At 75.0% G+C, this 22,976-nt stretch carries 24 protein-coding genes; 3 read left to right on the top strand and 21 right to left on the bottom strand.

Annotated features, from left to right (window positions below):
- Positions 1-214: 214 nt before the first annotated feature.
- A complete protein-coding gene (locus O2V61_RS17190; protein WP_269184486.1) occupies positions 215-2,860 on the bottom strand; it encodes a cation-translocating P-type ATPase in 2,646 nt (881 codons plus the stop codon).
- Between the two features lie 159 nt (positions 2,861-3,019).
- Complete coding sequence (locus tag O2V61_RS17185) at positions 3,020-5,428, bottom strand: glycoside hydrolase family 65 protein (protein ID WP_269184485.1); 2,409 nt, start codon at positions 5,426-5,428, stop codon at positions 3,020-3,022.
- Positions 5,429-5,638: 210 nt separating this feature from the next.
- Here O2V61_RS17185 and O2V61_RS17180 point away from each other — a divergent pair, with 210 nt between their 5' ends.
- The gene (locus tag O2V61_RS17180) at positions 5,639-6,013 is read left to right on the top strand and encodes a zinc-binding dehydrogenase (protein ID WP_269184484.1); all 375 of its coding nucleotides are present in this window, start codon (positions 5,639-5,641) and stop codon (positions 6,011-6,013) included.
- Between the two features lie 90 nt (positions 6,014-6,103).
- Here O2V61_RS17180 and O2V61_RS17175 read toward each other — a convergent pair whose 3' ends face one another.
- The 8 genes from O2V61_RS17175 to O2V61_RS17140 all read right to left on the bottom strand — a co-directional run bounded on the left by O2V61_RS17175 (position 6,104) and on the right by O2V61_RS17140 (position 10,842).
- A complete protein-coding gene (locus O2V61_RS17175) occupies positions 6,104-6,805 on the bottom strand; it encodes a hypothetical protein (protein ID WP_269184483.1) in 702 nt (233 codons plus the stop codon).
- A complete protein-coding gene (locus O2V61_RS17170) occupies positions 6,786-7,703 on the bottom strand; it encodes a hypothetical protein (RefSeq protein WP_269184482.1) in 918 nt (305 codons plus the stop codon). Before O2V61_RS17170 ends, O2V61_RS17175 begins: the two co-directional genes overlap by 20 nt.
- A gap of 240 nt (positions 7,704-7,943) precedes the next feature.
- Positions 7,944-8,321, bottom strand: coding sequence for a hypothetical protein (locus O2V61_RS17165; protein WP_269184481.1), 378 nt, complete (start codon positions 8,319-8,321; stop codon positions 7,944-7,946).
- A gap of 251 nt (positions 8,322-8,572) precedes the next feature.
- Positions 8,573-9,325, bottom strand: coding sequence for a DUF6544 family protein (locus O2V61_RS17160; RefSeq protein WP_269184480.1), 753 nt, complete (start codon positions 9,323-9,325; stop codon positions 8,573-8,575).
- Positions 9,326-9,339: 14 nt separating this feature from the next.
- Positions 9,340-9,618, bottom strand: a complete 279-nt coding sequence (locus O2V61_RS17155) for a PLDc N-terminal domain-containing protein (protein ID WP_269184479.1) — start codon at positions 9,616-9,618, stop codon at positions 9,340-9,342.
- The gene (locus tag O2V61_RS17150) at positions 9,615-10,097 is read right to left on the bottom strand and encodes a universal stress protein (protein WP_269184478.1); all 483 of its coding nucleotides are present in this window, start codon (positions 10,095-10,097) and stop codon (positions 9,615-9,617) included. The genes O2V61_RS17155 and O2V61_RS17150 overlap by 4 nt, the downstream gene beginning before the upstream one ends.
- Positions 10,098-10,172: 75 nt before the next feature.
- Entirely contained in the window at positions 10,173-10,352 is a 180-nt protein-coding gene (locus O2V61_RS17145) for a hypothetical protein (RefSeq protein ID WP_269184477.1), read from the bottom strand.
- 157 nt (positions 10,353-10,509) lie between these two features.
- Positions 10,510-10,842, bottom strand: coding sequence for a hypothetical protein (locus O2V61_RS17140; protein WP_269184476.1), 333 nt, complete (start codon positions 10,840-10,842; stop codon positions 10,510-10,512).
- Between the two features lie 272 nt (positions 10,843-11,114).
- Between O2V61_RS17140 and O2V61_RS17135 the strand changes: the two genes are divergently transcribed.
- Positions 11,115-11,795, top strand: coding sequence for a response regulator (locus O2V61_RS17135; protein ID WP_269184475.1), 681 nt, complete (start codon positions 11,115-11,117; stop codon positions 11,793-11,795).
- Here O2V61_RS17135 and O2V61_RS17130 read toward each other — a convergent pair.
- The 4 genes from O2V61_RS17130 to O2V61_RS17115 form a co-directional block, all read right to left on the bottom strand.
- Positions 11,683-13,557, bottom strand: a complete 1,875-nt coding sequence (locus O2V61_RS17130; protein WP_269184474.1) for a GAF domain-containing sensor histidine kinase — start codon at positions 13,555-13,557, stop codon at positions 11,683-11,685. The two genes, O2V61_RS17135 and O2V61_RS17130, sit on opposite strands and share 113 nt — an antisense overlap.
- 109 nt (positions 13,558-13,666) lie before the next feature.
- Positions 13,667-14,536, bottom strand: a complete 870-nt coding sequence (locus O2V61_RS17125) for a universal stress protein (protein WP_269184473.1) — start codon at positions 14,534-14,536, stop codon at positions 13,667-13,669.
- Complete coding sequence (locus O2V61_RS17120; protein ID WP_269184472.1) at positions 14,533-15,576, bottom strand: Acg family FMN-binding oxidoreductase; 1,044 nt, start codon at positions 15,574-15,576, stop codon at positions 14,533-14,535. The genes O2V61_RS17125 and O2V61_RS17120 overlap by 4 nt, the downstream gene beginning before the upstream one ends.
- Positions 15,577-15,696: 120 nt before the next feature.
- Entirely contained in the window at positions 15,697-16,635 is a 939-nt protein-coding gene (locus tag O2V61_RS17115; RefSeq protein ID WP_269184471.1) for a universal stress protein, read from the bottom strand.
- Between the two features lie 181 nt (positions 16,636-16,816).
- Here O2V61_RS17115 and O2V61_RS17110 point away from each other — a divergent pair, with 181 nt between their 5' ends.
- A complete protein-coding gene (locus tag O2V61_RS17110; RefSeq protein WP_269184470.1) occupies positions 16,817-17,158 on the top strand; it encodes a hypothetical protein in 342 nt (113 codons plus the stop codon).
- A gap of 3 nt (positions 17,159-17,161) precedes the next feature.
- Here O2V61_RS17110 and O2V61_RS17105 read toward each other — a convergent pair whose 3' ends face one another.
- The 7 genes from O2V61_RS17105 to O2V61_RS17075 all read right to left on the bottom strand — a co-directional run bounded on the left by O2V61_RS17105 (position 17,162) and on the right by O2V61_RS17075 (position 22,927).
- Positions 17,162-18,757, bottom strand: a complete 1,596-nt coding sequence (locus O2V61_RS17105; protein ID WP_269184469.1) for an ABC transporter permease — start codon at positions 18,755-18,757, stop codon at positions 17,162-17,164.
- Entirely contained in the window at positions 18,754-19,680 is a 927-nt protein-coding gene (locus O2V61_RS17100) for an ABC transporter ATP-binding protein (protein WP_269184468.1), read from the bottom strand. The genes O2V61_RS17105 and O2V61_RS17100 overlap by 4 nt, the downstream gene beginning before the upstream one ends.
- Before the next feature lie 188 nt (positions 19,681-19,868).
- On the bottom strand, positions 19,869-20,279 hold the full coding sequence (locus O2V61_RS17095; protein ID WP_269184467.1) for a hypothetical protein: 411 nt from the start codon (positions 20,277-20,279) through the stop codon (positions 19,869-19,871).
- Positions 20,280-20,472: 193 nt separating this feature from the next.
- A complete protein-coding gene (locus O2V61_RS17090; RefSeq protein ID WP_269185378.1) occupies positions 20,473-21,012 on the bottom strand; it encodes a flavodoxin domain-containing protein in 540 nt (179 codons plus the stop codon).
- Between the two features lie 16 nt (positions 21,013-21,028).
- Positions 21,029-21,247, bottom strand: a complete 219-nt coding sequence (locus tag O2V61_RS17085; protein WP_269184466.1) for a DUF1918 domain-containing protein — start codon at positions 21,245-21,247, stop codon at positions 21,029-21,031.
- Positions 21,248-21,249: 2 nt separating this feature from the next.
- Entirely contained in the window at positions 21,250-22,152 is a 903-nt protein-coding gene (locus O2V61_RS17080) for a universal stress protein (RefSeq protein WP_269184465.1), read from the bottom strand.
- Between the two features lie 184 nt (positions 22,153-22,336).
- Positions 22,337-22,927, bottom strand: coding sequence for an Rv1733c family protein (locus O2V61_RS17075; RefSeq protein WP_269184464.1), 591 nt, complete (start codon positions 22,925-22,927; stop codon positions 22,337-22,339).
- Positions 22,928-22,976 lie beyond the last annotated feature (49 nt).

Here is a 22,976-nt window from a genome sequence, read left to right as displayed (position 1 = left end):
CACGGTCGGCTCGCCGCCCCGGAGACGGCAGGGGCGAGGGACCTCGCCGGCCGAGGACCTCTGGCCGCCGGTGGCGGTGGCTGCGCCGTCCGTACCGGGTGCCGGTGGCCGCCGTGCCGCGGGAGCGGTCGTCGTGCGGATCGGGACCCTGGCTGCACCGGCGGGCCTCCCGTCGTGCCGCGGCGGCTCCGGCGACGTCCCGCTACCGGTCGCACTACCGGGTCCCGACGCGCCGGCGGGCCCACTTCTCCGTCTCGATCACCAGGAACACGACGACCCCGACGCCGGTGGTCCACAGCCACCACACCGGGTCGATCGGAGCGCTGTGGAACAGCGTGTTCATCCAGGGGGCGTAGGTGAACAGCAGCTGGAGCCCCAGCATCGCGGTCATCCCGGCCAGCACCCAGCGGTTGCGCAACGGGCCGATGGAGAGCACGGAACGGTCGAGCGAGCGGCAGGTGAGCAGGTAGGCGACCTGGACGACGACGAAGACGTTCACCGCCACGGTGCGGGCGGCGGGGAGCTCTGCGCCCTGGGCGAGGGTCCACTCGAAGAGGGTGAACGCTCCGACCAGCATGAGCGTCGAGACGAGCACGATCCGGCCGGCCAGCTCCCCGGTGAGCAACGGCCGGGACGGCGGGACCGGCGGGCGTCGCATGATCCCCTCCTCCAGCGGCTCGAAGGCCAGGGCGAGGCCGAGCGCCACGGCGGTCGTCATGTTCACCCACAGGATCTGCACCGGCAGGATCGGCAGCGTGGTGCCCAGCGCGACCGCGGCCAGGATCACCAGGCCCTGGCCGAAGCTGGTCGGCAGGATGAAGGTGATGAACTTCCGCAGGTTGTCGAAGACCCCGCGACCTTCTTCGACGGCTGCCTCGATCGTGGCGAAGTCGTCGTCGGTGAGAACCATGTCGGCGGCCTCCTTCGCCACCTCGGTGCCGCCGAGCCCCATGGCCACACCGATGTCGGCCCGGCGCAGCGCGGGGGCGTCGTTGACCCCGTCCCCGGTCATCGCCACGACGTGCCCCTGCGCCTGCAGGACCTCCACCAGCCGCAGCTTCTGCTCCGGGTCGACGCGGGCGAACACCGCCGTCCGCAGGGCCAGGGCAGGCAGGTCCCCGGGCGGGAGCGCGGCGAGTTCCCGACCGGTGACGACGTCGGGGTGCCCGTCCTCTCCGAGGCCGAAGCGCTCTGCGATGGCGCGGGCCGTGCCGGCGTGGTCGCCGGTGATCATCTTGACCTGGATGCCGGCCGACCGGCAGGCGGCGACGGCGTCGATGGCCTCCGGCCGCGGCGGGTCCACCATGCCCTGGAGCCCCAGGAGGACGACGTCCTCCAGCAGCTCCGGGGTCAACGACGCGGTGCCGGGCGGCAGGTCGACGCGGCCGAACGCCAGCACCCGCAGCGCATCGGCGGTCATCTCCTCGGTCCGCGCGTGCACGGCCGCAGGGTCCAGGGGAACGGTCGAACCGTCGGCCTGCAGCTGGGCCGAGCTCATGGCCAGGATGCGCTCGACGGCCCCCTTGACGTAGGCGACCTCCCGGCCGTCGGGGTGCCGGTGCCGGGTGGCCATGTACCGGCGGTCGGAGTCGAACGGGACGGCGTCGCACCGCGGGAGCTGCTCGTGCAGGTCGCCGGCGTCCAGGCCGGCCTTCTCCGCCACGACCAGGAGCGCCGCCTCGGTCGGGTCCCCGACGACCGTTCGTGCGTCCGCCGGTCCGGTCAGCCGGGTGTCGTTGCACAACACCCCGGCCACCAGGCACTCGCGCAGCGCGGGACTGTCCGGCGCCGGGTCCAGCGCACCCTGAGGGGAGTAGCCGGTGCCGCTCACCGACCACTCCCGGCCCCCGGCGACGACCGTCGTCACCGTCATCGCATTGGCGGTGAGGGTGCCGGTCTTGTCCGTGCAGATCACCGTGGTGCTGCCCAGCGTCTCCACCGCGGGCAGTCGCCGGATGACCGCGCGCCGACGCGCCATCCTGGCCACGCCGATGGCCAGGGTGATGGTCACCACGGCCGGCAGGCCCTCGGGGATCGCCCCGACGGCCAGGGCGACCGCAGCGGTGAGCATGTCCGCGACCGGCTCGCCGCGGATGGTGCCCAGCAGGAAGGTCAGCCCGGCCAGCGCGAGGATGGCCACCGTCAGGATCCGGCTGAACCGGTCGATCTTCCGAGTGAGCGGCGTCTGCAGGACGTTCGCCTCGCCGACGAGCCGGTGGATGCGCCCGATCTCGGTGTCACCACCGGTCGCGACGACGACCCCACGTCCCTGGCCTCTGGTCACCAGGCCGGTCGAGTACCCCATGTTGGCGCGATCCCCGAGGTCGGTGTCCGGCGGCAGCTCCGCCGGCGCCTTGTCCGCTGGTGAGGACTCCCCGGTCAGTGCGGACTCGTCGACCTGCAGCTCCTGCGAGACGACGAGCCGCAGGTCGGCCGGCACCCGGTCGCCGGCCTCCAGCAGGACGTGGTCCCCGGGCACCAGGTCCGCCGACGGGACACGGTGCCGGCGCCCCTCCCGCACCACCGTCGACTCCGTGCGCACCATCGACGTCAGTGCCTCCAGCGCCACCTCTGCGCGGCTCTCCTGCACGAACCCGATGGCCGCGTTGACCAGCACCACGGCGATGATCACCGCGCCGTCCACGTACTCGCCGAGCAGCAGGGTCGCCACGGCAGCGACGAGCAGGACGTAGATCAGCGGGTGACGGAACTGCTCCAGCACCCGCCGCCAGGGACCGCGTCGGTCCGTGCGAGGCAGCAGGTTCGGACCGGTGGTGTCCAGCCGGCGGGCGGCCTCCGCGTCGGTGAGACCGGTCTCCGGGTGGGTGCCCAGCCGCACGACGACCTCGTGGACGGGCATCTGGTGATGCGCCGGGGCAGAGGGAACGACCTGGTCGGAGCGGGTCATCGCTCCAGCTTCGGCATCGGCCCGGGGACGGGACAGTGGCCTTCGTCCTGGTGACCTGGGGCGAGTGGCGGGCGTCGAGTGGGTGGGGAGGTGGTCGAGACGCTGCCAGGCTCAGTCCGTGCGGCGCCGGCGGAGCGGGATCTCCAGGCTGCCCCGGGGGTCGAGCCGGAACTCCTTGTCGCGGACCCGGACGGGCAGCACGGTGGCCCTGCTGGCCGTTCCGCCGACCGTCAGCGTCCGGTGGTCGATCACGACCTCGATCTCGGTGTGCCGCCGGTAGCGCAGCCGGAACCGCATGCGGTGCAGCGCATCGGGCAGGTAGGGGTCGAACCCGAGGACGTCCTCGCGCGTCTCCAGGCCGGTGAACCCGCGTTCCAGCAGGTCGACGGTGCCGGCCATGGCACCCAGGTGGATGCCCTCGCCCGTGGTGCCTCCCTGCACGTCCGCGATGTCGCTCTCGAGCGCCTCGAGGAAGTAGACCCACGCCTTCCGCCGGTCCGACCGGGCCATCACCCAGGCGTGCACGACCTTCGACAGCGTCGAGCCGTGGCTGGTGCGTTCGAGGTGGTAGGCGATCGTGCGAGGGATCGTCTGCCGGTCGTGCGGATAGCCCAGCCGGTCGAGGAGGTCGTACAGCTCGTCGGCGGTCAGCAGCTGGAAGAGCATGAGGACGTCGGCCTGCTTGGAGAGCTTGTAGCGGTTGGTCGAGTCGCCTTCGGCCTCCAGGATGCGGTCGAGTCGGCTGATGTCCCCGTACCGGTCGCGGTAGCCGGCCCAGTCGAACTCCTCCAGCGACTCGTAGCCGCGGAACTGCAGCAGGACGCCGTCCTCGGTCCAGCAGAGCCGGAGCTTGCGGCTGACGTGCTGCCAGCGCTCGAGGTCCGCGCGGCGGATGTCGAGGGTGTCGAGCAGCTCGTGCCGCCGTCCCGGCGGGAGCTCGTCGAGGCACTCGAGCGCCCGCGTGAGCGTCCAGGCCGCCATGACGTTGGTGTAGGCGTTGTCGTCCAGGCCCGGCTCGTCGCGGCTCGGCAGGGCGTCGTGGTACTCATCGGGCCCCATCACGCCACAGATGTCGAACCGGTCGTCGACCGGGTCGTAGGTGGCCAGGTCGCCCCAGAACGCCGCGATCGACAGGAGCAGCTCGGCGCCGTGCTCGGTGAGGAAGTCGGCGTCGCCGGTGGCCTCGTAGTAGCGCCAGGTGTTGTGGGCGATCGCCAGGCCGATGTGCCGCTGCAGGTGGGAGTGGTCGGGCAGCCAGCGGCCGGACCGCGGGTTCAGGTGCCATGCCTGTGACTCCTCCCGTCCGGTCGATCCGCTCTGCCACGGGAACATCGCGCCGCGGTGGCCGGCCGCCCGTGCCGCGGCCCGGGCCTGAGGGAGCCGCCGCCACCGGTACAGCAGCATGGCGCGGGCGACCTCGGGCAGCCGCAGGTTCAGGAAGGGCAGGACGAACATCTCGTCCCAGAAGACGTGTCCGCGATAGGCCTCACCGTGCAGCCCGCGAGCCGGGATGCCGACGTCGAGGTCGACGCTGTGCGGGGAGACGGTCTGCAAGAGGTGGAACACGTGCAGCCGCAGGACGAGCGACGCGCGCGCGGAGCCGGCGATCTCCACGTCGCAGCGGAACCACAGGTGGTCCCAGGCGAGCTCGTGCCGGGCCAGCACGCCGCCGAAGGTGCCGGCGCGGGCGATCTCGTCGACCGCTGCCTCGCCGGGCTCGCCGATGCCGGGGTCGCGCGACGTACAGAGAGCGGCGAGCTTCTCGACCGTGACGGGACGGCCGGGCTCCATCTCGAGCTCCAGGTCGACCGCGGCGACGCCGTTCTCCAGGACCGGATCGGCGACCGTCGGCCGCACCGTCCCCTCCACCAGCACCCGGTGCCGCGCGGCCATCCCGATCCGGGTCCTCGACTGCCGGGTCTCCGCCGTCAGCGTGGCGGTCTCCTCGCAGACGTCGGGCTCGACCGCGGACAGGTGCCTGCCGTCCAGCCCCCGGTAGCGCGCCACCCCGTCGTTGGTCACCCGACCGTCCAGGCCCGAGCGGACGGTGAGCCGGCCCGCCCAGTTCTCGGCGAGGAGGGTGCAGTCCAGTGCCGCGAGGCGGGGATCGGCCATGGAGACCAGCCGCCGCTGGGCGATCCGGGTGCGGCGCCCCTCGTCGTCCTCGATCAGGAAGCGGCGGGTCAGCACGCCGCGGCGGAGGTCGAGCTCCTGCACGTAGTCCTCCACCGCCACGGCGGAGAGGTCCAGCCACGGGCCGTCCTCCGCGCGGAAGGTCAGCGACTGCCAGTCCGGCAGGTTGACGATGCTCTCGTTCGACACCTCGTGCCCGTCGATCACGTCGGTCAGCCGGTCGAAGACCCCGGCGGCGTACGTCCCGGGGTAGCAGCCGCCCCCCGCCCGTCGCTCGGGAGCCGCTGCGCGGGTGGCGAACCGGCCGTTGCCCAGTGCGCAGAGCGTCTCGCGGAGCGCCTCCGCCTCGGGGTCCCACCCCTCGTACCGGAGCAGCCAGCCGGTCACCCGGGGCCTTCGCCCTGGGCGCAGCACCGCGCACCCCTGTTCGGCCCGACGCACATCGTGGCCCCCGTCTCCGTCGACCGGCCCCAGCGTGCCCTGCGCCGGGTGGCCGTGGCCAGGCAGTCGGTCGTCCGGTGCCGGGACGTAGTGCCCCGAACGTCGACGCGACGCGGGACCTAGGACCCCGATCTCCGCGGTCCACCGGACGACGACGTGGCCGGGGTGGTCCGGGAACGGACCGGTGGGCTGGGCGCCGACGTCACGATCGAGGCGGTGGGCATCCCGGCCACGTTCGACATGGCGGTCGCTGTCGTCCGGCCGGGCGGGCGGGTCGCGAACGTCGGCGTGCACGGCAAGCCGACGACGCTGCACCTGGAAGAGCTGTGGATCAAGGACAGCACCATCACGACCGGCCTGGTGGACACCACGTCGACGCCGCTGCTGCTGTCGATGCTGCGGGCCGGGCGGCTGGACGTGAGCCGCATGGTCACCCATCGCTTCGGCTGCGACGAGGTGCCGCGGGCCTACGACCTGTTCGACGACCCAGTGCCCTCGGGGGCGCTCAAGGTCGCCGTCCTGCGGGGCTGACGGCGAGGCGGACCGTCAGCGGCTGGCCGGCCACTGCCGCCTCGGCGCGCACCTGGACGGCCAGCGGCGGGGAGTGCCGGGTCAGTCCGGTCACGGGGCCATCTCCCTCGACGCAGTGGGTGCAGCAGCTGGGCGCTCGGCCCGCTCCTTGATCCCCTGGAGCATGCGGCGGGTCATCACCAGGGTCACCGGCTCCAGCACCCGGGTGGCGATCCGCCGTCCCCACTGCGGCTGGACCTCGGTGCGCATGCGGGACAGGAGCCGGCATCCGCCGTCACGGCGAGGGGCGACGTGGAAGGACCAGACACCGTTCCAGGGGTGCTCCGGCGGAGACTGACGGAGCACCAGTGCATGGCCGGGATCTGCCAGGGCGACGGTGAACGAGTAGCCGTCCGGCATCGGGCCGAAGCCCTCGGGGACCACGACGACGTGGTCCCCGACGGCCAGGTGCTGCCACTCGTCCCGGATCTCCTGGGCGCTGTGGATGTCCAGGCCGACCAGGTTCTCCAGCACGTCGTAGCTGTACATGCCGCCGCGGTCCTGGCCGATCTGGACCAACCACGCCCAGATGCGCTCGGCGGGGGCATCGACCGACACCGCCAGCGTGGTCTGCTCCGCCGGCTCTGGGACGAAGTCGTCGCCGGGCAGCGTCGAGCGGACCTCGTCGGCCGTGGCTCCCCAGTTCCGCCGCAGGTGCAGGAGTCGCGTGCCGAGGAACCCGGTCCCGACGGCGGCGACGAGGGCCCCCTGCAGCGCCGGGGTGATCCGTCCGTCAGGCCGGCGTCTGGACACGGTCGGCCACCTCCTGGCCGGCGGGCGCGTCGGGGACGGCGCGGAGGAGGCGGACGAGCAGCCAGGCGCCGATGCCTCCGAGGAGGGTGAAGCCGGCGATCGGCCCGATGACCTCGGCGGCGGTGAAGGTGATCCCGGCCTGCGCCTGGAACAGGGTGCTGAGCGCGATCGTGGGCAGCAGCATCACGATGGTGACCAGCAACGGTGCTGCGATCAGGTACCCGAACGGATCGCGACGGCGGACGAGGAGACCCGCGAGGGCGGCAGCCGGGACGACGATCGCGAGGTCCAGGGAGTACGTCACCGGCGTCGTGTAGACGTCCAACAGCGCTGGGGCCGTTCCCTGGAGCAGCGCGCTGACGAGGGGCTGCAGCCACACCAGGGCGGTGACGGCAGCCGAGGTGATCAGGAACCGGGACAGGGTCCGGTGGGGCAGGCCGGCGTCATCGGCAACTGCCTGCAGGGCGGCCCGGTCGGTCGCGGCCAGTGCGGCGGCGAAGCCGACGAGGCTCGCGGAGAGCAGTGCGACATAGGCCAGGTACAGCGGGTTGTAGGCGACCCCGAGCGCCTGGTTGGCCGAGACGTAGGCCAGGTGGCCCAGCGCACCGGTCAGCAGCAGGCTGCCGCGCGGTGAGCCCCGCAGGTGGTGCAGCCAGGAGGCCAGCAGCAGCGGGACACCCAGGGTGAGGACGACGGCGTCGACGCCGGTGTTGCCGGCCGCGGTGAAGACGGTGTCGAAGCGGTACAGCCCGTCCCCGGCCAGCTGGACGGTCTGCCCCCGCGGCGTCACGACCTGCAAGGGCTCTCCCGTCGGACGGCGGAGCACGCCGGTCGCCGCCACGGCTGCGCCGACGGCGGCCACCAGGCCGGGCAACCGGCGCAGCGCTGTCCTCCTCATCGCCGGTCGCCCCTGAACCGGGTGACGATCCGGGCGGGGACGTGTCCGGGGAGCACGACGGCGGCGTCCATGGCGATCTCCGTTTCGAGGTGGGGCGGGGGAGGCGTCGCCCCGAGGCTCCGGAGGGGGCGACGACAGCCCGGGCGGCGGTTCCGGCGGCCCGGGTGCCCGTGTCCGCCGGACGGTGGCCCGCCACGCGGGTCCGCCGTCCGGCGGCGTGGATGGAGGTGGGCCGGCCCGTCAGCTGTACCGGCCCACGACCTGCTGGTCGCGGTGCTCCGCCTGCCCGGCCGCGAGCTCGCCCAGGGCCCAGGTCACCACGATGGCGGCCATGAACGCCGCGAGGAGGGTCTCGTTGGTCTCGGCCCACAGCGCGGCGATGCCGAGCGCCAGGGCGACCACGCCGCTGGCCAGGGCCGCGCGGTGACGTGGTCCGGCCGCGAACACGTCGCGGCCGGCGACGAGCACGGCGGCGATGCCGAGGACCAGGCCGGTGGCCGCCATGCCGCGGGGGTCCTTGATGAACGGCATCTCATCAGCGACGAGGTAGCCGATGTAGGGCACCAGGATCAACGCGACGAGCACGGTCGCGACGATGTTGCGAGTGGTGGTGTGCACGGATCTCACCTCACGAGAGGTCGGGAAGGGACGCGTCCAGCCTCGCCGGGGGGCGCTGCCGGCGATGCTGCACAACGACCCCGGGACGACCGGACCGACGACCGTGCCGAGGAGAGCCCTTGGTCACGTAGGGCTGCCCGACGCCTGGCCGGCCGAGCCGGCGCAACCGGGTCCTTCGCCACCGCCTCGGACTCCCCGGTGCGGGCGGACCCGTCGGGCCCTTGATCCCCGGGGAGTGGTCGCACGACAGGTCAGGAGAAGGTGGCGGAGGTGATGCGGGCCCGGAAGAACTCCCCCTCGGCGGCCCGGTCGGTGCCCCACCACCAGCCGGCGCGCAGCACCGACGGGAGGGTGATGCCACCGAAGGTCGCCTCGGCCTCGACGGCGACGCCGAAGGGGTGGCGGCCGTACGGGGCGCCGCCCGGGTTGCCCCAGCGCTGCAGCACGGCGTCCAGCAGGCGTCCGTCGGCGCCGATGCGCAGCGTGGTGCGCTCGTCCGATCCGGCCAGTCGCCAGCACATGACCGTCGTGTCGGGCTCGTCACCCGCTGTCCAGTCGGCGTGCCGGAAGACCGTCGGCAGGAGGACGGCTTCCCCCGCCAGCCGGCCGGCGGCGCTCCGGGACACGTCCGGGCCGCTGGCGGACAGCACCGGGAGCACACCGAGCAACCGCCACCGCATCTCCCCGGTGGCCCCGCTGTACCGGTCGTAGCCGGTCACCGGCAGGCCGGCGACCCGCGCCCGCGCCGCCCAGATGAACCCCGATGGCGGGGTGAGCACCTGCCGGGCGCTGAACGGCCGCCAGCTGCCCAGCCGGATCTGCCCCTCCATGCGCAGCTCGACGGTCTCCCACAGCGGCGTGCCCGGAGCGATGGCATGACCGAGCCAGCGGCGGGCCGGTTCCGGGAGCCCGGCGAGCATCCCAGGGTCGAAGCCCTCTGTCGCCGTCCTCCCGATGGACAGCCGGTCCCACTCCTCCCGGACGCGCCGGGCGGCGGCCGGCACCTGCCGGGCGTCCCTCACCTGGTGGCCGCCCGGCGGTCGCGGCGACCCCAGCGGAACCAGGAGAGCGGACCGACCCAGTTCACGGCGATCAGCAGCGCCCAGCGCAGCTTGCTGCCGGTGACCTGCTCGGCGGGGCTGGTGGCGAGGTCCGCCCACGCCGACGCCGCGAGGGAGAGCTGCACGGAGCCGAGCACGAGGACGGCGGTCTGCTGGCCGGCGGTCAGGTCCTGCCATCGTCGCGCGTGCCCGCCACGGCGACGCCCGATCTGGCCCAGGCGCGAGCGCCCGTTCACCGGGCGGCCGTGGTCGCGGCGGCCGTCTCGTGCCCGCTGGGCAGCCGATCGCCGTGCACCACGACGACCGGGCACGGGGCGTGGGCCAGCACGTGGAGCCCGACCGAGCCCAGCAGCATCCCGGAAAAGGCGCCGCGCCCCCGGTTGCCGACCACCAACAGGTCGGCGTCGGCGGCCGCCTCGACCAGCGCCCTGGCGGGATGACCCTCGACGACGTGCCGGTTCACCTGCGGTGCGCCGTCGGGCGCGGCGGCCGCCAGGGCGGTGTCCAGCGCGAGGCGGGCGTTGCCCGCCCAGTCGACAGCGTCCAGCACGGTCTCCCACCCGGCCGTCGTGGGCAGGTGCCAGACGCTGACGGCGTGCACCTCACCGCCGGCGAGCGCCGCCTGGCTGAGCGCCCAGCGCAGCGCCTGGGTGGAGGAGGGGGACCCGTCGACACCGACGACGATCCTCGGGCGGGAGGCAGGGGAGCTGGTCATGGCGGACTCCTGGGAGATGCGTGCACGGTGTGCCGCGGTCCGCCCGGTCGCCCGACCGGACCGCAGCGGATCGGTTCAGCCCTTGGCGCGGTACTCGTCGACGCTGATCACGTCCTCGCCCTGCGGCTCCCAGGTCATGCCGAACGCGCGGCGCATCGGCATCGTCCGCATCCACTCCTCGAAGACCCGGTCGAGCCGTGCGAACGGGGACATGACGGCGGTGGGCTCCTCGTCGCGGTGCTGCAGCGTGCTCATCGTTCCTCCTCCTGGTGGGTGTGCGCGGCTCCACCGTCGCGCGGGGGGCCGGTTCGGGGCAGGGACCTTGGTCGCCATCTCGGGCGCCCTTCGGGCCGCGGCTGACCGGAGCTGCGTCCCCGCGGTCAAGCGGTCTACGCCGGTCGCCCGGGTGGACTCAGCGCATCCGGCCGTCGACCAGGCAGGTGGTGCCCGCGACGTGCGTGTGCGCCTCGGCGACGTGGGCCCGCACCTCCTGCAGCAGGTCCGTCTCCCGGTGCGGGAGCGCCACTGCCACCGGCCGTCGGGTGCCCAGCGCGGGCCGCGCGAAGGCCCGCCGGGCGAGAGCGGTCCCCAGCTGCCGGGGGAGCCCCTCGTCGAGCCAGAAGACCAGCTGGACGGTGGCCCCCTCGTCCGCCACCTCCACGTGCGCCACCGCTCGGTGCTCCCTCCGCGCGGTCACCCCGTGCTCGTCCTCGTCCAGCCACCAGCCCTCGGGTGAGTGCGTCATCGGTCCTCCTCCACCGGCTGCACGCGGCACCGGCACCAGTCGCGGGCATCGGTCCCAGCGTCGGTCGCGCACCACCGCTCCACCGCGGTCACTCGTCCTCTCGCCGCGGGACCCAGGTCCCGTGCCGGGGCCGCGGGACGGTGGCACCACCGGGTCGGGACCTTCGACCCCGATCCGGTGGTGCCGGTCGGCACCTACTGTCGGTCCTGGACGCCCAGCAGGCTCTGGGCGACGTCGCGGCCGCGCACGCGGCCAGGAGGACGGGTGCGCCTGTGACCACCACCGACGATGCCGGACCGGCGATCCGGGTGTTCCTGCTCGACGACCACGAGATCGTCCGGCGCGGTGTCGCCGACGTGCTGGAGACCGACCCGGGCATCACGGTCGTGGGCGAGGCGAAGGACGCGTCCGGCGCGCTGGCCCGGGTGCCCGCCCTCCGGCCGGACGTCGCCGTCCTGGACGTGCGGCTGCCCGATGGCAGCGGGGTCGACGTCTGCCGGGAGCTCCGCTCCAAGATGCCGGACCTCAAGGTCCTCATGCTGACCAGCTACAGCGACGACGAGGCCCTCTTCGACGCCATCATGGCCGGCGCCTCGGGCTACCTGCTGAAGCAGATCCTGGGCCAGGACCTGGTCAGCGCGGTGCGCACCGTGGCAGCCGGCGGTTCCCTCCTCGACCCCATGGCCACCGCCGCGGTGCTGAGACGGATGCGCCGAGCGGCCGAGCCGGCAGGCCCGCTGGCCTCCCTCAGTGACCAGGAGCGCACGGTGCTGGAGTTGATCGGGGAGGGGCTGACCAACCGGCAGATCGGCGAGCGGATGTTCCTGGCCGAGAAGACGATCAAGAACTACGTGTCCCACCTGCTGGCGAAGCTGGGGCTGGAGCGGCGGACCCAGGCGGCGATTCTGGCCACCGAGCAGAGGGGCTCGGGTCCGTCCCCCACCAGCGCCTGACACCCGGGGCTCCGGCCCCCTCGTCAGTCGTCGCGTATCGGCAGGGGGGCGTGCCAGCGCAGCAGCGTGCCGCCCTCAGGCAGCGGCTGGGCGACCGAGTCCCCGCCCCGCCGCCGGGCTCGTTCGGCCAGGTTGCGCAGGCCGCTGCGGGCCACGGTGGGGTCGATGCCGCGGCCGTCGTCGCGGACCTCGACGATGACGGCGTCGGCGACGTCCACGGTGACCGTGACGTGCCGGCGCCGGCGTGCCGGGCGGCGTTGCTGACCCCCTCGCGGACGACCGCGGTGACGTCGAGGGCCAGGTCACCGGTGACGAGGCTGTCGACGGCGCCGGACATCCGCACGGTCGACCGCAGGTGCTCGCCGGCGGTCTCGGTCACGACGTCCAGCACCTGCCGGCGCAGGCTCTCGGAGTGGTCGGCGCCGTCGGTGGTGTGCAGGTCGAAGATGGTGGTGCGGATGTCGCGGACGGTCTCGTCGAGCTGGTCGACCACCTGACGCAGCCGTTGCCCGACGAGGTCGTCCGGCACCCGGGTGGCTGCGGCCTGCAGGCTGAGGCCGGCGGCGAACAGCCGCTGGATGACGTGGTCGTGCAGGTCGCGGGCGATCCGGTCCCGGTCCTCGTAGACGTCCAGCCGCCGGGCGACCTGCTGGCGGGCCGCCATGTCCAGGGCGAGCGCCACCTGGTCGGCGAACTCGCTGATCAGCGGGCCCACCGCCGGCTCGAAGGGCGGCTCGCCGCCGCGTCGGGCGGCGATCACCACAGCCGCCTGGGAGTCGGTCGCGCGCAATGGCACCCCGATCGTGTGCCCCCAGGGCACGTGCCCGTTCGGCCCGTCGTAGGGGAGGCCGGCCATGTCGAGGGTCGCCACGGTCCCGGAGGAGACGACGGCCAGCAGCGCCGGTGCGTCGTTCGGGTGCAAGTGCCGGCCGGTGATGTCGACCAGCCCGTCCCCGGTCTGGGCCCGGACCTCGTAGGTGCCGTCCGCCGGGTGCGGACCCCGCACCAGCCACGCGCCGTCGGCCTCGGTGAGGTCGGCGACGCGCCGCACCACGAGTTCCAGAGCGTCGTCGGGGGCCATGCCGCTCAACAGCATCGACCGGACGTCCCCGACCGCGGCCAGCCACCGGCGCCGGAGCTCGCCCTCCTCGTAGAGCCGGGCGTTGTCGATCGCGATGCCGGCGGCTCCGGCCAGGGCGACCAGCACGGCGTCGTCCTCGGCGGTGAACTGGCCGCCGCCGCGCTTCTCGGTCATGTAGAGGTTGCCGTACACCGTGCCGCGGACCAGCACGGGCACGCCGAGGAAGGTTCGCATCGGGGGGTGCCCCGGGGGGAAGCCGACCGATGCGGGATGCCCGCTCAGCTCTGCGATGCGCAGTGGGTGCGGGTCGGTGATCAGCTGGCCCAGCACCCCCTTCCCCTCGGGCAGGTGGCCCATCCGGGCGCGCTGCTCGTCGTCGATGCCGACCGTGATGAACGCGCCCAGCCCGCCCGCCGGGGCGAGGACCCCGAGCGCGCCGTACTGGGCGTCGACCAGCCGGGTCGCGGCGTCGACGATCTGGCGGAGCGTGGTGTCCAGGTCCAGGCCGGCGGAGACGCTGAGGAAGGCGTCCAGCAGGTCTTGGACGCGCTCCTGGGTGCGGGCGACCGTCTGCAGCCGTTCCTGGACCTCGCCGAGCAGCTCGGTCAACCGCATGCCGGCCAGCGGTGAGTCGGCCCGGTCGTCGCCGGCCGCGCGCGCTGGTCCGGGTGGCGGGTCCATGACCGCGAGCATCGCAGCACCGGTCGCCGGGCAACAGCCCTGCCGGCCCGCGCTCCCGTGGGTCCGGCGCTCCCCCTCGGCATGTCGCCCCGCCGTCCGGGCTCGGCGGTCAGGACTGCACCACCGGCACGTGCAGGGCGCGGATCGGCGCGGGTCCGGTCACGGTCGTCGGGGCGAGGGGGACGACCAGCACCGACGTCGGTGCCGCCGCCAGCACCGGCCGCACGGCAGGGGAGTCCGGCGTCCCCTCCTGGTCACGGCGGCCCACGACGAGCAGTGCGGCACCGCGGGCGGCCCCGGTCAGCGCCGCAGGGTCCGGGCCCACCGGATCGCGCAGCCGGACAGAGACGGCCGGGTGTGTCCGGGCCACGTCCCGGAGCAGCGTCGTCAGGTCCGGGGGCGCGTCGTCCGCGGCGCATGACCAGGGGACGACGTCGAGGCAGGTGCTGCGGGTGGACGCCTGGAGGACCGCTGCGGACAGCAGCCGCTGGGTACCCGGCCCGCCGTCCACCACGACCACCACCGGCGCGGCAGCCGGCGCGGGTGGCCCGGGGGGGACCACGAGCACCGGGCAGGGGGACCGCTGGGCCACCGCGCTGGTCACCGCCCCGACGTGCGGTCCGGGATGGTCGGCACCGGAGGCACCCAGGACGAGCAGCTCGGCTGACGCCGCCTCGCGCAGGAGCACCCACACCGGAGGGCCCGTGGCGATCGCGGCACCGATCCGGCCGCCCGGGAGGTGGTGGGCGAGGGAGCGGCGCAGCGCCGTGAGCTCGGTGACGGCGGCGCGACGTGGACCCAGCTGGACCGGTTGCCGGGGCGAGGGGCCTGGCTCGCTGGCCTGGGAGCCGGGGAGCACCCGCACCAGGCGCAGGGGGAGCAGCCGCCGGCGGGCCTCCTCGGCGGCGGCGCCGGCGGCGGCGGCGGCCGGGCCGGACCCGTCCACGCCCACGACGATCGGTGGGAAGCGGCTGGTCATGTCCACGTCGTCCCTCCTCGTCCGTCGGAGACCGGTCGGGGTCCGGCGCCGCCCGGCGTCCGGGCTAGGCTCCGTCCCCCGTCCCGGACGGCGGCCCCGGGCGGCCGGAGGCTGTTGCGGACGACGTCGTGCCGCAGCCGCCGGGGCGCAATCGCGCCCGCGGCGTACCCGAGGCGCACCAGCACCTGGGGGTGGTCCTCCCAGCTCAGCGCCGAGCGGAGGGCGGCTCGGGTGGTCGGCACCTCGATCACCTGGCTCATCGGACTGGCCCGCCAGCCCAGCCGGTGCACGGTGAGCAGCACCCGCTCCAGCGCCTCGCCGGCGCGCAGCCAGGCGAGCGGGTCGTCGGCCCTCGTGGCCAGGACCACGAAGGTCCGATCCTGCCCGCTCTCGCTGTCGACCGTGAACCGATCGGGCTCCGACGTGCGGTTGCCGGGCGCGCTGTGCGTGGCCCGCCAGCGTGCCCGGTCGGCGATGCAGGTGGGGTCGTCGGCCTGCAGGGCGTCGGCCTCGCGGGTGAGCCGGGCGACGAGCCGGCGGTGCTCGTCGGAGAGCACGGGCACCAGGACGGCGTCCTCCGCCGCGGCGACGGCGCCGAGGTGGGCGAGCAGTTCGTCCGGGACCTCCTCGTCGAGGAAGCCGCGGCGGTTGGTCCGCCGCTCCTCCACGGCACCGGCCAGCTGCGGGAGGCCGGTCTCGGGAGCTCCGGGACCCGGCCGCACCACGGCAGCTCGGTCCGGGTCGGCCGGCTCGGGAAAGCGAGCCACGTCCACGGCCCAGCCCCGGGCCGCGAGCGCCACCCGGATGTTGAGCAGCGCGGCCCCCAGGCTCAGCGTGAGCTCACGGCCGGGCGCGTCCAGGCTGCGCAGCTGGCGGGACCGGTCGGCCCGGAGCTCGATCCGGTCCCGGTGCAGCACGAGGGTCCAGGGCTGACTGCCGTGCACCGAGGGCGCGAGCATCGCGGCGTCGGCAGCGTCCTCCAGCGCCTGCATGCGCTCGTCGAGCGCCGCCGTCGGACCGGGTGTCGTCCAGCCGTTCATCGCTGCCTCCGTGGGTTCCTCGTGACCCGAGCCTCCGCACCACGCCGCCCGTCCGCGCGGGCCACCGGTCCTCCCGGCCGGGGACGAAGGACCCGACCGACGTCCGCGCACCGGATCGCCTCAGCCCCCGAGCGGGCCGGCCACGGACGCCACCGAGCGGCCGGGTGACCCCGCCGGGCGACCTGCGGGGGCCGGCACCGGCACGGTGAGGACGGGCACCTCGACCCGGTGCAGGACGGAGTGGACGGTGGCGCCGGGGCCACCGTCGGCGATGTCCCGGCGGCCCACGACGAGCAACGAGGTGCTCGCGGTGGCCTCGACGAGGACCTGACCGACGCGCCCGCGCCGGACCTCCGTGTCGACCGTGAGATCCGGGTGACGCCGCCGGAGCTCGGCCACGTGGGGCGCCACCGCCGCGGACCCGGCATCGGTGCCGGCCTGGGCGTCGAGCCTCCAGCGCAGCGGGTGGACGGCGTCCTCCGTCAGCTGGCGCCAGGCGTGCACGACGTGCAGCGGTTCCCCGCGCAGTTGCGCCTCGGTCGCCGCCGCGTCGAGCACCTCGCGGGTGCCGGCCGCCCCGTCGACGCCGACCACCACACCGGCGCGACGGCGGCCGAGGGGGTCCGGGCTGCGGTGCACCAGCACCGGGCAGCTGGCCGTGGCCGCGACCGCCTCGGCCACGGACCCGAGCACGTCGCCGGCGCCCCAGGTCAGGCCGCTCGCGCCGACCACGAGCAGGTCGCCCGGCTGCGTGGTCCGGCACAGCGCCGTCTCCGGTCGACCGTCGAGCAGCTCGACGCTGATCGCCCACTCGGGCAGGTGGGAGACGAGGCCGCGCCGCAGCCGTTCCAGGTCCGCGTTCGCCGAGCGCCGGGCGGCGGCGCACGCCTGGTGGGCATCGGGCAGTCCGGGCAGGTCACCGGCCGGCCAGTGGAACGCGCGGACCAGGCGCAGGGGGAGCCTGCGGCGGTCGGCCTCGAGAGCTGCGGCGCGGGCGGCGGCGGCAGCCGGCTCCGAGCCGTCCACCCCGGCCACGACGGAAGGGGAGTGCGTGCGCATCGGTGCTCCTGGGTGCAGACGTGGCCGGGACCGGCCCTGACGTCGATCGTGCGGGCGGGGGCCGCCTCCCGGGCGAGGGCTTTGGTCCTCGATCCCCGAGCCGTACCGCCCTCGCCCCGGGGGCGGTCCTCGGCCGACCGTGGACGGCACAGCCACCCGCATCCCTCGAGGAGGGGACACCGTGACCGCATCGGAGGGCTCCGGCCCACAGGACCCGCGACGGCACCCGGCTCCCGATCCGCTGGCCATGTCGCCGGCGGAGAAGGTGGCCGCCGAGTGGGAGGCCCGGCACGACGTCGCGGCTCGCGGCCACCGGGGGACGCCCGGCGCGGTGCAGCACTACCTCGCCGAGTCCCGTACCCGCGAGGCCCACCACTCCGGGGCCCACCACTCCGGGGGCCACACCGCGTCTGCAGTGCCCCCGAGCGAGGCGCCGCCCGCGGCTCCCGCCGGAGGTCGTCGGGCGACGGCCCCAGGAACGGCCCCCCGGCGCCGCTGGTGGCCGTTCAGCCGGCGCCGGTGACCCTCACGCCGTCTCGATGTCGCGCCGCCGGAACGCGGCGAGGCCCACGGCGACCAGGACCCCGGCCAGCGTGCCCAGCACGAGGAGCGGGGCCACCGCCCAGGCCTCGGCCGGCACGGCGGGAGTCTGGGCGAACGGTGACAGGTCGCTGATCCAGCCCGGCCAGTCGAAGGGCTCCGCGAACATCGTGACCACCAGCAGGAGTCCGAAGACGGACCAGGCGGCCGGCACTGCCGCGGAGGGCGCTGCGCCGATCAGCGCTGCGGCCAGCCCTGCCACCACCCAGACCCCGGGGGCGTGGGCCAGCGCAGCGCCGGTCAGGCGGAGCACGTCCGCGGCGTCCCCGGTGACCAGAGCACGGCTGATCCCGGTGGCCAGCCCGCCCAGCGCGAGCAGCGTCGTGGCACCGGCGAGGGCCACCGTGAGGTGGCTGCCCAGCCAGCGGGTCCGGCTGACCCCGGCGGTGAGCACCGGCTCTGCCCGCCCGGAGGTCTCCTCGGCGCGTGCCCGACAGGTCGCCGAGACGGCGTAGCCGGCCACCAGCAGGGCGGTCACCCGGAACGTGACGCCGAGGTAGGCATCGACCAGGTCGGCGGTGGAGCTGGCGCCGAGGAAGACCTGGGCATCGGGGTTGTCGCCGATCAGGGTCTCCACCGACTCAGCGAGTCCGCCGTAGACGAACCCGAGCAGGGCGACCCCCATGGCCCAGGCCAGCAGTGCGGCGCGGTGCAGCCGCCAGGCCAGCCCGAGCGGGCTGGACAGCGCCCGCGGGGCGGTGGCCGCGCCGGGTCGTGGCTGCAGCAGACCGGCGCCCAGGTCGCGCCGGTCGAGCAGTCGGCGTGCGGTCAGCAGCAGGAGCGGTGTGGCGGCCAGCGTCAGCAACAGCGGCCACCAGCGGTCGGCCGACCACGGATGGGTGGCCTGCGCCCAGCCGATCGGTGAGGCCCAGGACAGCCCGTTGCCGGTGACGTCCCCGACCGCCCGGACCACGAACGCGACCCCGAGCAGCCCGCCCACCAGGCCGTACACGCCGCGGGTGACGCCGGTCAGCTGGGCGCAGACCGCGGTGACGCCGACGAAGACCAGCCCGACCGAGGCCGTGCCGGCGCCGAGCAGCACCGATCCGGGGACGGCCAGACCGGTCAGGGCGGCTCCGGCTGCGATCGCGACCGCCATCGCGCCACAGGCCAGCACCGAGAGCAGCGTGGCTGCCGCCAGGGGTGCGTGCCGCCCGACCTGCGTCGACCTCAGGAGCTCGGTCCGGCCGCTCTCCTCGTCGGCGCGGGTGTGCCGCACGGTGGTGAACATGGCCATCAGGACGGTCAGCAGCACCAGCGTGCTGGAGATCTCGAAGGCGACGGTCCCGGCCACGGTGTCCAGCCCCACCGGCGGCCCGGAGAAGGCGATGCTCGCCGCGTTGCTGCCGGCCGACGCGCGGTAGGCCGCCAGCGACTCCGGCGTGCGGTAGAAGGTCTGGTTGGACGTGGACTGGGTGGCCACCAGGGCTCCGCCGGCCAGCAGCCAGACAGGCAGCCGGAGCCGGTCCCTCCGCAGGGCGAACCGGAACAGGACGCCAGCACCGACCAGTGTGCCGGTCATGCCGGCCCGCTCCCCGCCCGACCGCCGTCGTCGGCGGTCAGCTCGTCGCCGTACTGCCGCAGGAACAGCTCCTCCAGCGTCGGCGGGGCGCTGACCAGGCTGCGCAACCCGGCCTCGGTCAGCCGCCGGACCGCCAGGTCGAGGTGCTCACCGTCGACGTCGAAGCTCACCCGGCCGTCGCTCCGGACGAGACCGTGCACCCCGGGGAGGCCGGCCAGCCCGTCCACCGGGCGCACGGTCTCGGCGGTGACCGACGTGCGGGTCAGCGTGCGGAGCTCGCCGAGCGTGCCGCTCTGCACGGTGCGGCCGAGTCGGATGATCGACAACCGGTCGCACAGCGCCTCCGCCTCGGCCAGGACGTGGCTGGACAGCAACACGGTGCGCCCCTCGGCTCGGGCCTCGTGGATGCAGGCCTGGAAGGTGGCCTCCATGATCGGGTCCAGGCCCGAGGTGGGTTCGTCGAGGACCAGGAGCTCCACGTCGCTGGCGAGAGCGGCGACCAGGGCCACCTTCTGCCGGTTCCCCTTCGAGTAGGTCCGCGCCTTCTTCCGTGGGTCGAGGTCGAAGCGCTCCAGCAGCTCGGCCCTCCGTCGGGCGTCGGTGCCGCCGCGCAGCCGGCTGAGCAGGTCGATGACCTCACCGCCGCTGATCGTCGGCCACAGCGTGACGTCGCCGGGCACGTAGGCCAGCCGCCGGTGCAGCGCGACGGCGTCCCGCCAGGGGTCCCCGCCCAGCAGCTGGACGTGGCCGGCGTCAGGTCTCAGCATCCCCAGCAGGACCCGGATGGTCGTGGACTTCCCCGACCCGTTCGGACCGAGGAAACCGTGCACCTCTCCGGCCCGCACCTCCAGGTCCAACCCGTCGAGGGCGCGGGCGCGGCCGAACGTCTTCACCAGACCGGACACCGAGATCACTGCGGTCACACCGAGGGAGGCTGCGCCGATGTCGGGTCGGACGGAAGGTCCTCCGGACGTCGAGCCCCGGGACCAGTGGCCCTGGTCGGGTCCCGGGCCGGGCGTCTGTTCTGAGCGCTGCACGAGGCGGCGCAGCGGGACGGGACCGTCCGCACCACCTCCCCGGTCGACCCTCCCGCCGGCCCGGTCGAGGACGGTCAGCGGTGGGCGGGCGGCTCCCACGGCGCGTCGAGTGACCGGATGGTCTCGTCCACCGGGCGGCGTCCGGTGCGCGGGACGGGGTCGGCGCTGATCGAGGCCCACCCCAGCCGCAGCAGCAGCTGCGGCTCTCCCTCGCCACCGAGGATCGCCCGGCGCAGTTCCGCCCGGGTCGCGGGCACCTCCAGGGGCTGGCTGATCGGGTCACTGGCCACGCCCCAGCGCGTCGCGGTGAGCAGCACGGCGCTCAGCGCCTCGCCGCAGGCCAGGTCCTCCAACGGGGAGGCTCCGGCGGTGGCGAGCAGGGCGAGCACGGTGCCGTCGGTCTCCTCCCGGCCGAGGGTGACCTGGGCCTGCTCCCGGCCGGCGAAGTGCCGCACGGGCACGACGCCGTCCGGGTACCCGGCCACGTTGGCACCGGGGACGCCCTCCGGAGCTGCCCGCCCTCGCCCGGACCACCCAGCCGTCTCTCCGGCGAGCGCCGGGTCCAGGGCCTGCTCGACACCGGCGTGCGCGATCAGTGCCCTGGGCGGCTGGGCCCCGCCGAGCCTGGTCCGCCGGGAGGCGCCGGGGGAGAGCCGGAGGTCCCGTGGCCCGGGGACGTCAGGTCGTGCCCGGGCCCGTCCGCTGGTGAGCCTGCAGACCGGCGGCCACCTCCGCCGCCCAGCGGTCGATCGCCGGCCAGTCGCGCTGGTCACCCGGGCGGCCCCCGACCGCGCGCCAGCAGGCCCGGCCGGCCGCGTTCACCTGGCTGGTGTCCACGACGCCCACGAAGAGCTGGTGGTCCCGGACGACGAGGTGCGGCGGGAACCCCCGCTGCACCCGGCGCAGCTCCTGCGCGACCATCCGCCGGCGGAGCGGTCCCGCGGGCGCCATGCCTCCCACGCTGAACGCCCAGCACGGCCGTGCGGGGACCTCGGCCGCGCGCTGGAGGAAGTCGAGCGCCGACGGCAGCCACGCCATGCCGTGCACCGCGCTGCCCAGCACCCAGGCACCGAAGTCCTCCGGTGCCACGTCGGGACCGAGTGGCAGGCAGGTCACCGGCACGGCGGACCGGCGGAGCCGGGCAGCGATCCGTTCGGCCACGCCCCGGGTCGACCCGGCGGCCGTGGCGTAGCCGACCAGTGCACCGGTGGTGTCCATGGTCACGGGACGTCGGTCACGTGTCGGTCGGCACGGGCGCCCGGCGGGGCGGGGCGCTGGTCACGACGGCGTCCGCCCCCGGGAACACCACACTGGTCCGCTCGTCGTCCAGCCAGTGCACCACGTAGGGCGGCGACCCGTCCGGGTGCGGGACCGCGACGATCTGTCCAGCTCGCACGGGGTGGTCCAGCAGCCGGTTCTGGACGACGAGCCAGTTGCCCACCTCGGCGTACACGGTCAGCGCTCCGGTCCCGCGGTCACCGGGACCACCGCGAGCGGACACCCGGCCCGGTGCAGCACCCCGTGCGTCGTGGACCCGAAGGCCGCCAGCCGGTGCCGGCGGCGGTGCCCGACGACCAACAGCTCCGCGGTCAGCGCCACCATGAGGAGACCGCGCGCCGTGCGGTCGCGGAGCACCACCTCGCGGATCTCCAGGTCCGGTTCCTCGGCCCGCCACCCGGCGAGCGTCTCGGCGAGCACCCGTTCCTCGGCGGCCCGGACCCCGCCCCAGTCCACCGGCGGGCTCAGCGCCTCGTGGGCGGCCTCGAGGCGGACGTCCTGCCAGACGTGCACGGCGATCAGGTCGGTGTCCCGGACGGCGGCCTCCGTCACCGCGAACGCGAGCACCTCGTCGTCCCCTGGACGCCCCTCGACCCCGACCACCACCGACCGGCGCCGGCTCACCGTCACCCCGGTGTCGTCGGGCAGCACGAGCACCGGGCACTGGGCCGCGGCGACCACGCCGGTGGCCGTCGAACCGACGGCCAGACCAGTGACGCCCCCGCCGCCCCGGCTGCCGACGACCAGCAGCTGGGCATCGGCGGAGGCAGCACAGAGCGCCTCCGCCGGAGGCCCCTCCACGACGGACCGGGTGACCCGCTCGGCGCCGAGGACGGCCTCGGCCTCGGCCGCCGGGCCCTGCAGCACGGCCTCCGCGCTGCCGCGGAGCAGCGCGTGCAGGTCCGTGCCCGGCGGCGGCGGGGTGACGATGCCGCGCAGCGGCCAGGGCATGGCGTGGACCAGGCGCAGGGGCGCGTCGCGGAGCCGGGCCTCCTCGGCGGCGAGCCGCACGCCATGCAGGGACCGGTCGGAACCGTCCACGCCTGCGACGACGGGCTGACCGGTGGTGGGGTTGCTCATGACTGCCTCCTCGATCGGGATGAACGCGTCCGGCCGCGGGAGCCCGCGCGTCGCCCGGCCGGCCTCCGGTGCTCCCGGCACCTCCGGGTCGATCCGACCGTGCTCGACGGCCCCGGGGGACGCCAGGGACCTGCGGTTGCACGGTCCGGGGACCTCTGTCCCTCGGCTCCACGGCGCACGGTGCTCAGCGGCGGCCGGACCACCGCGGCTCGACCGTGCGCCACTCCTCCTCCCACTCCCGGGCGCTGCGGCGCCACAGCGACCGGCACACCAGGAGGTGGCCGCCGACCGCGGTCAGCGCCACACCCAGCAGGGTGAACAGGCCGGTGATCGCCGCGACGGTGCCCACGTCGGTGGCACCGAGCGGCGCGTGGGCCTGCAGCCCGTCCCGGTCCGTCCAGATGCCGACCACGTCGCCGGCCCGGGCATCGCGTGGGGCGAGCACCACGCCCTCGCGGGCGGTGCCGTCCGGTGCCGCCCAGGTCGCGGGGAGGGGGACCGTGAGCACCTCGCTCCTGGACGCAGTCCTCGGCGCGTCCTCGAGGAGCCGCGCCTCCTGCTGGTGCAGCACCGCGGCTTGCTCCCGTGCCCGGGCGGCGGTCTCCGCCCCGAAGGCCGTGCCGACGGCCAGGGCGACCGGCAGGGCCAGCAGGAGGACGACGGCGGCGAGGAAGCGGGAGGCCGACTCGATCCGGTCCGACGGCCGCACCAGCGGCCCGGACCTCCGGGCGGCAGGGCGCGGCGCGCGACGGGGGGCACCCGGCTGATCGGGCATCTCGGGCTCCTCGCTCCCGGTGCAGTGCCTGGAGCAGGAGCCTGCCCGC

The sequence above is a fragment of the Modestobacter sp. VKM Ac-2985 genome (genome assembly GCF_026967925.1).
In the GTDB taxonomy this organism is placed as follows: Bacteria; Actinomycetota; Actinomycetes; order Mycobacteriales; family Geodermatophilaceae; genus Modestobacter.
This window is presented reverse-complemented; position numbering and strand designations above follow the sequence as displayed.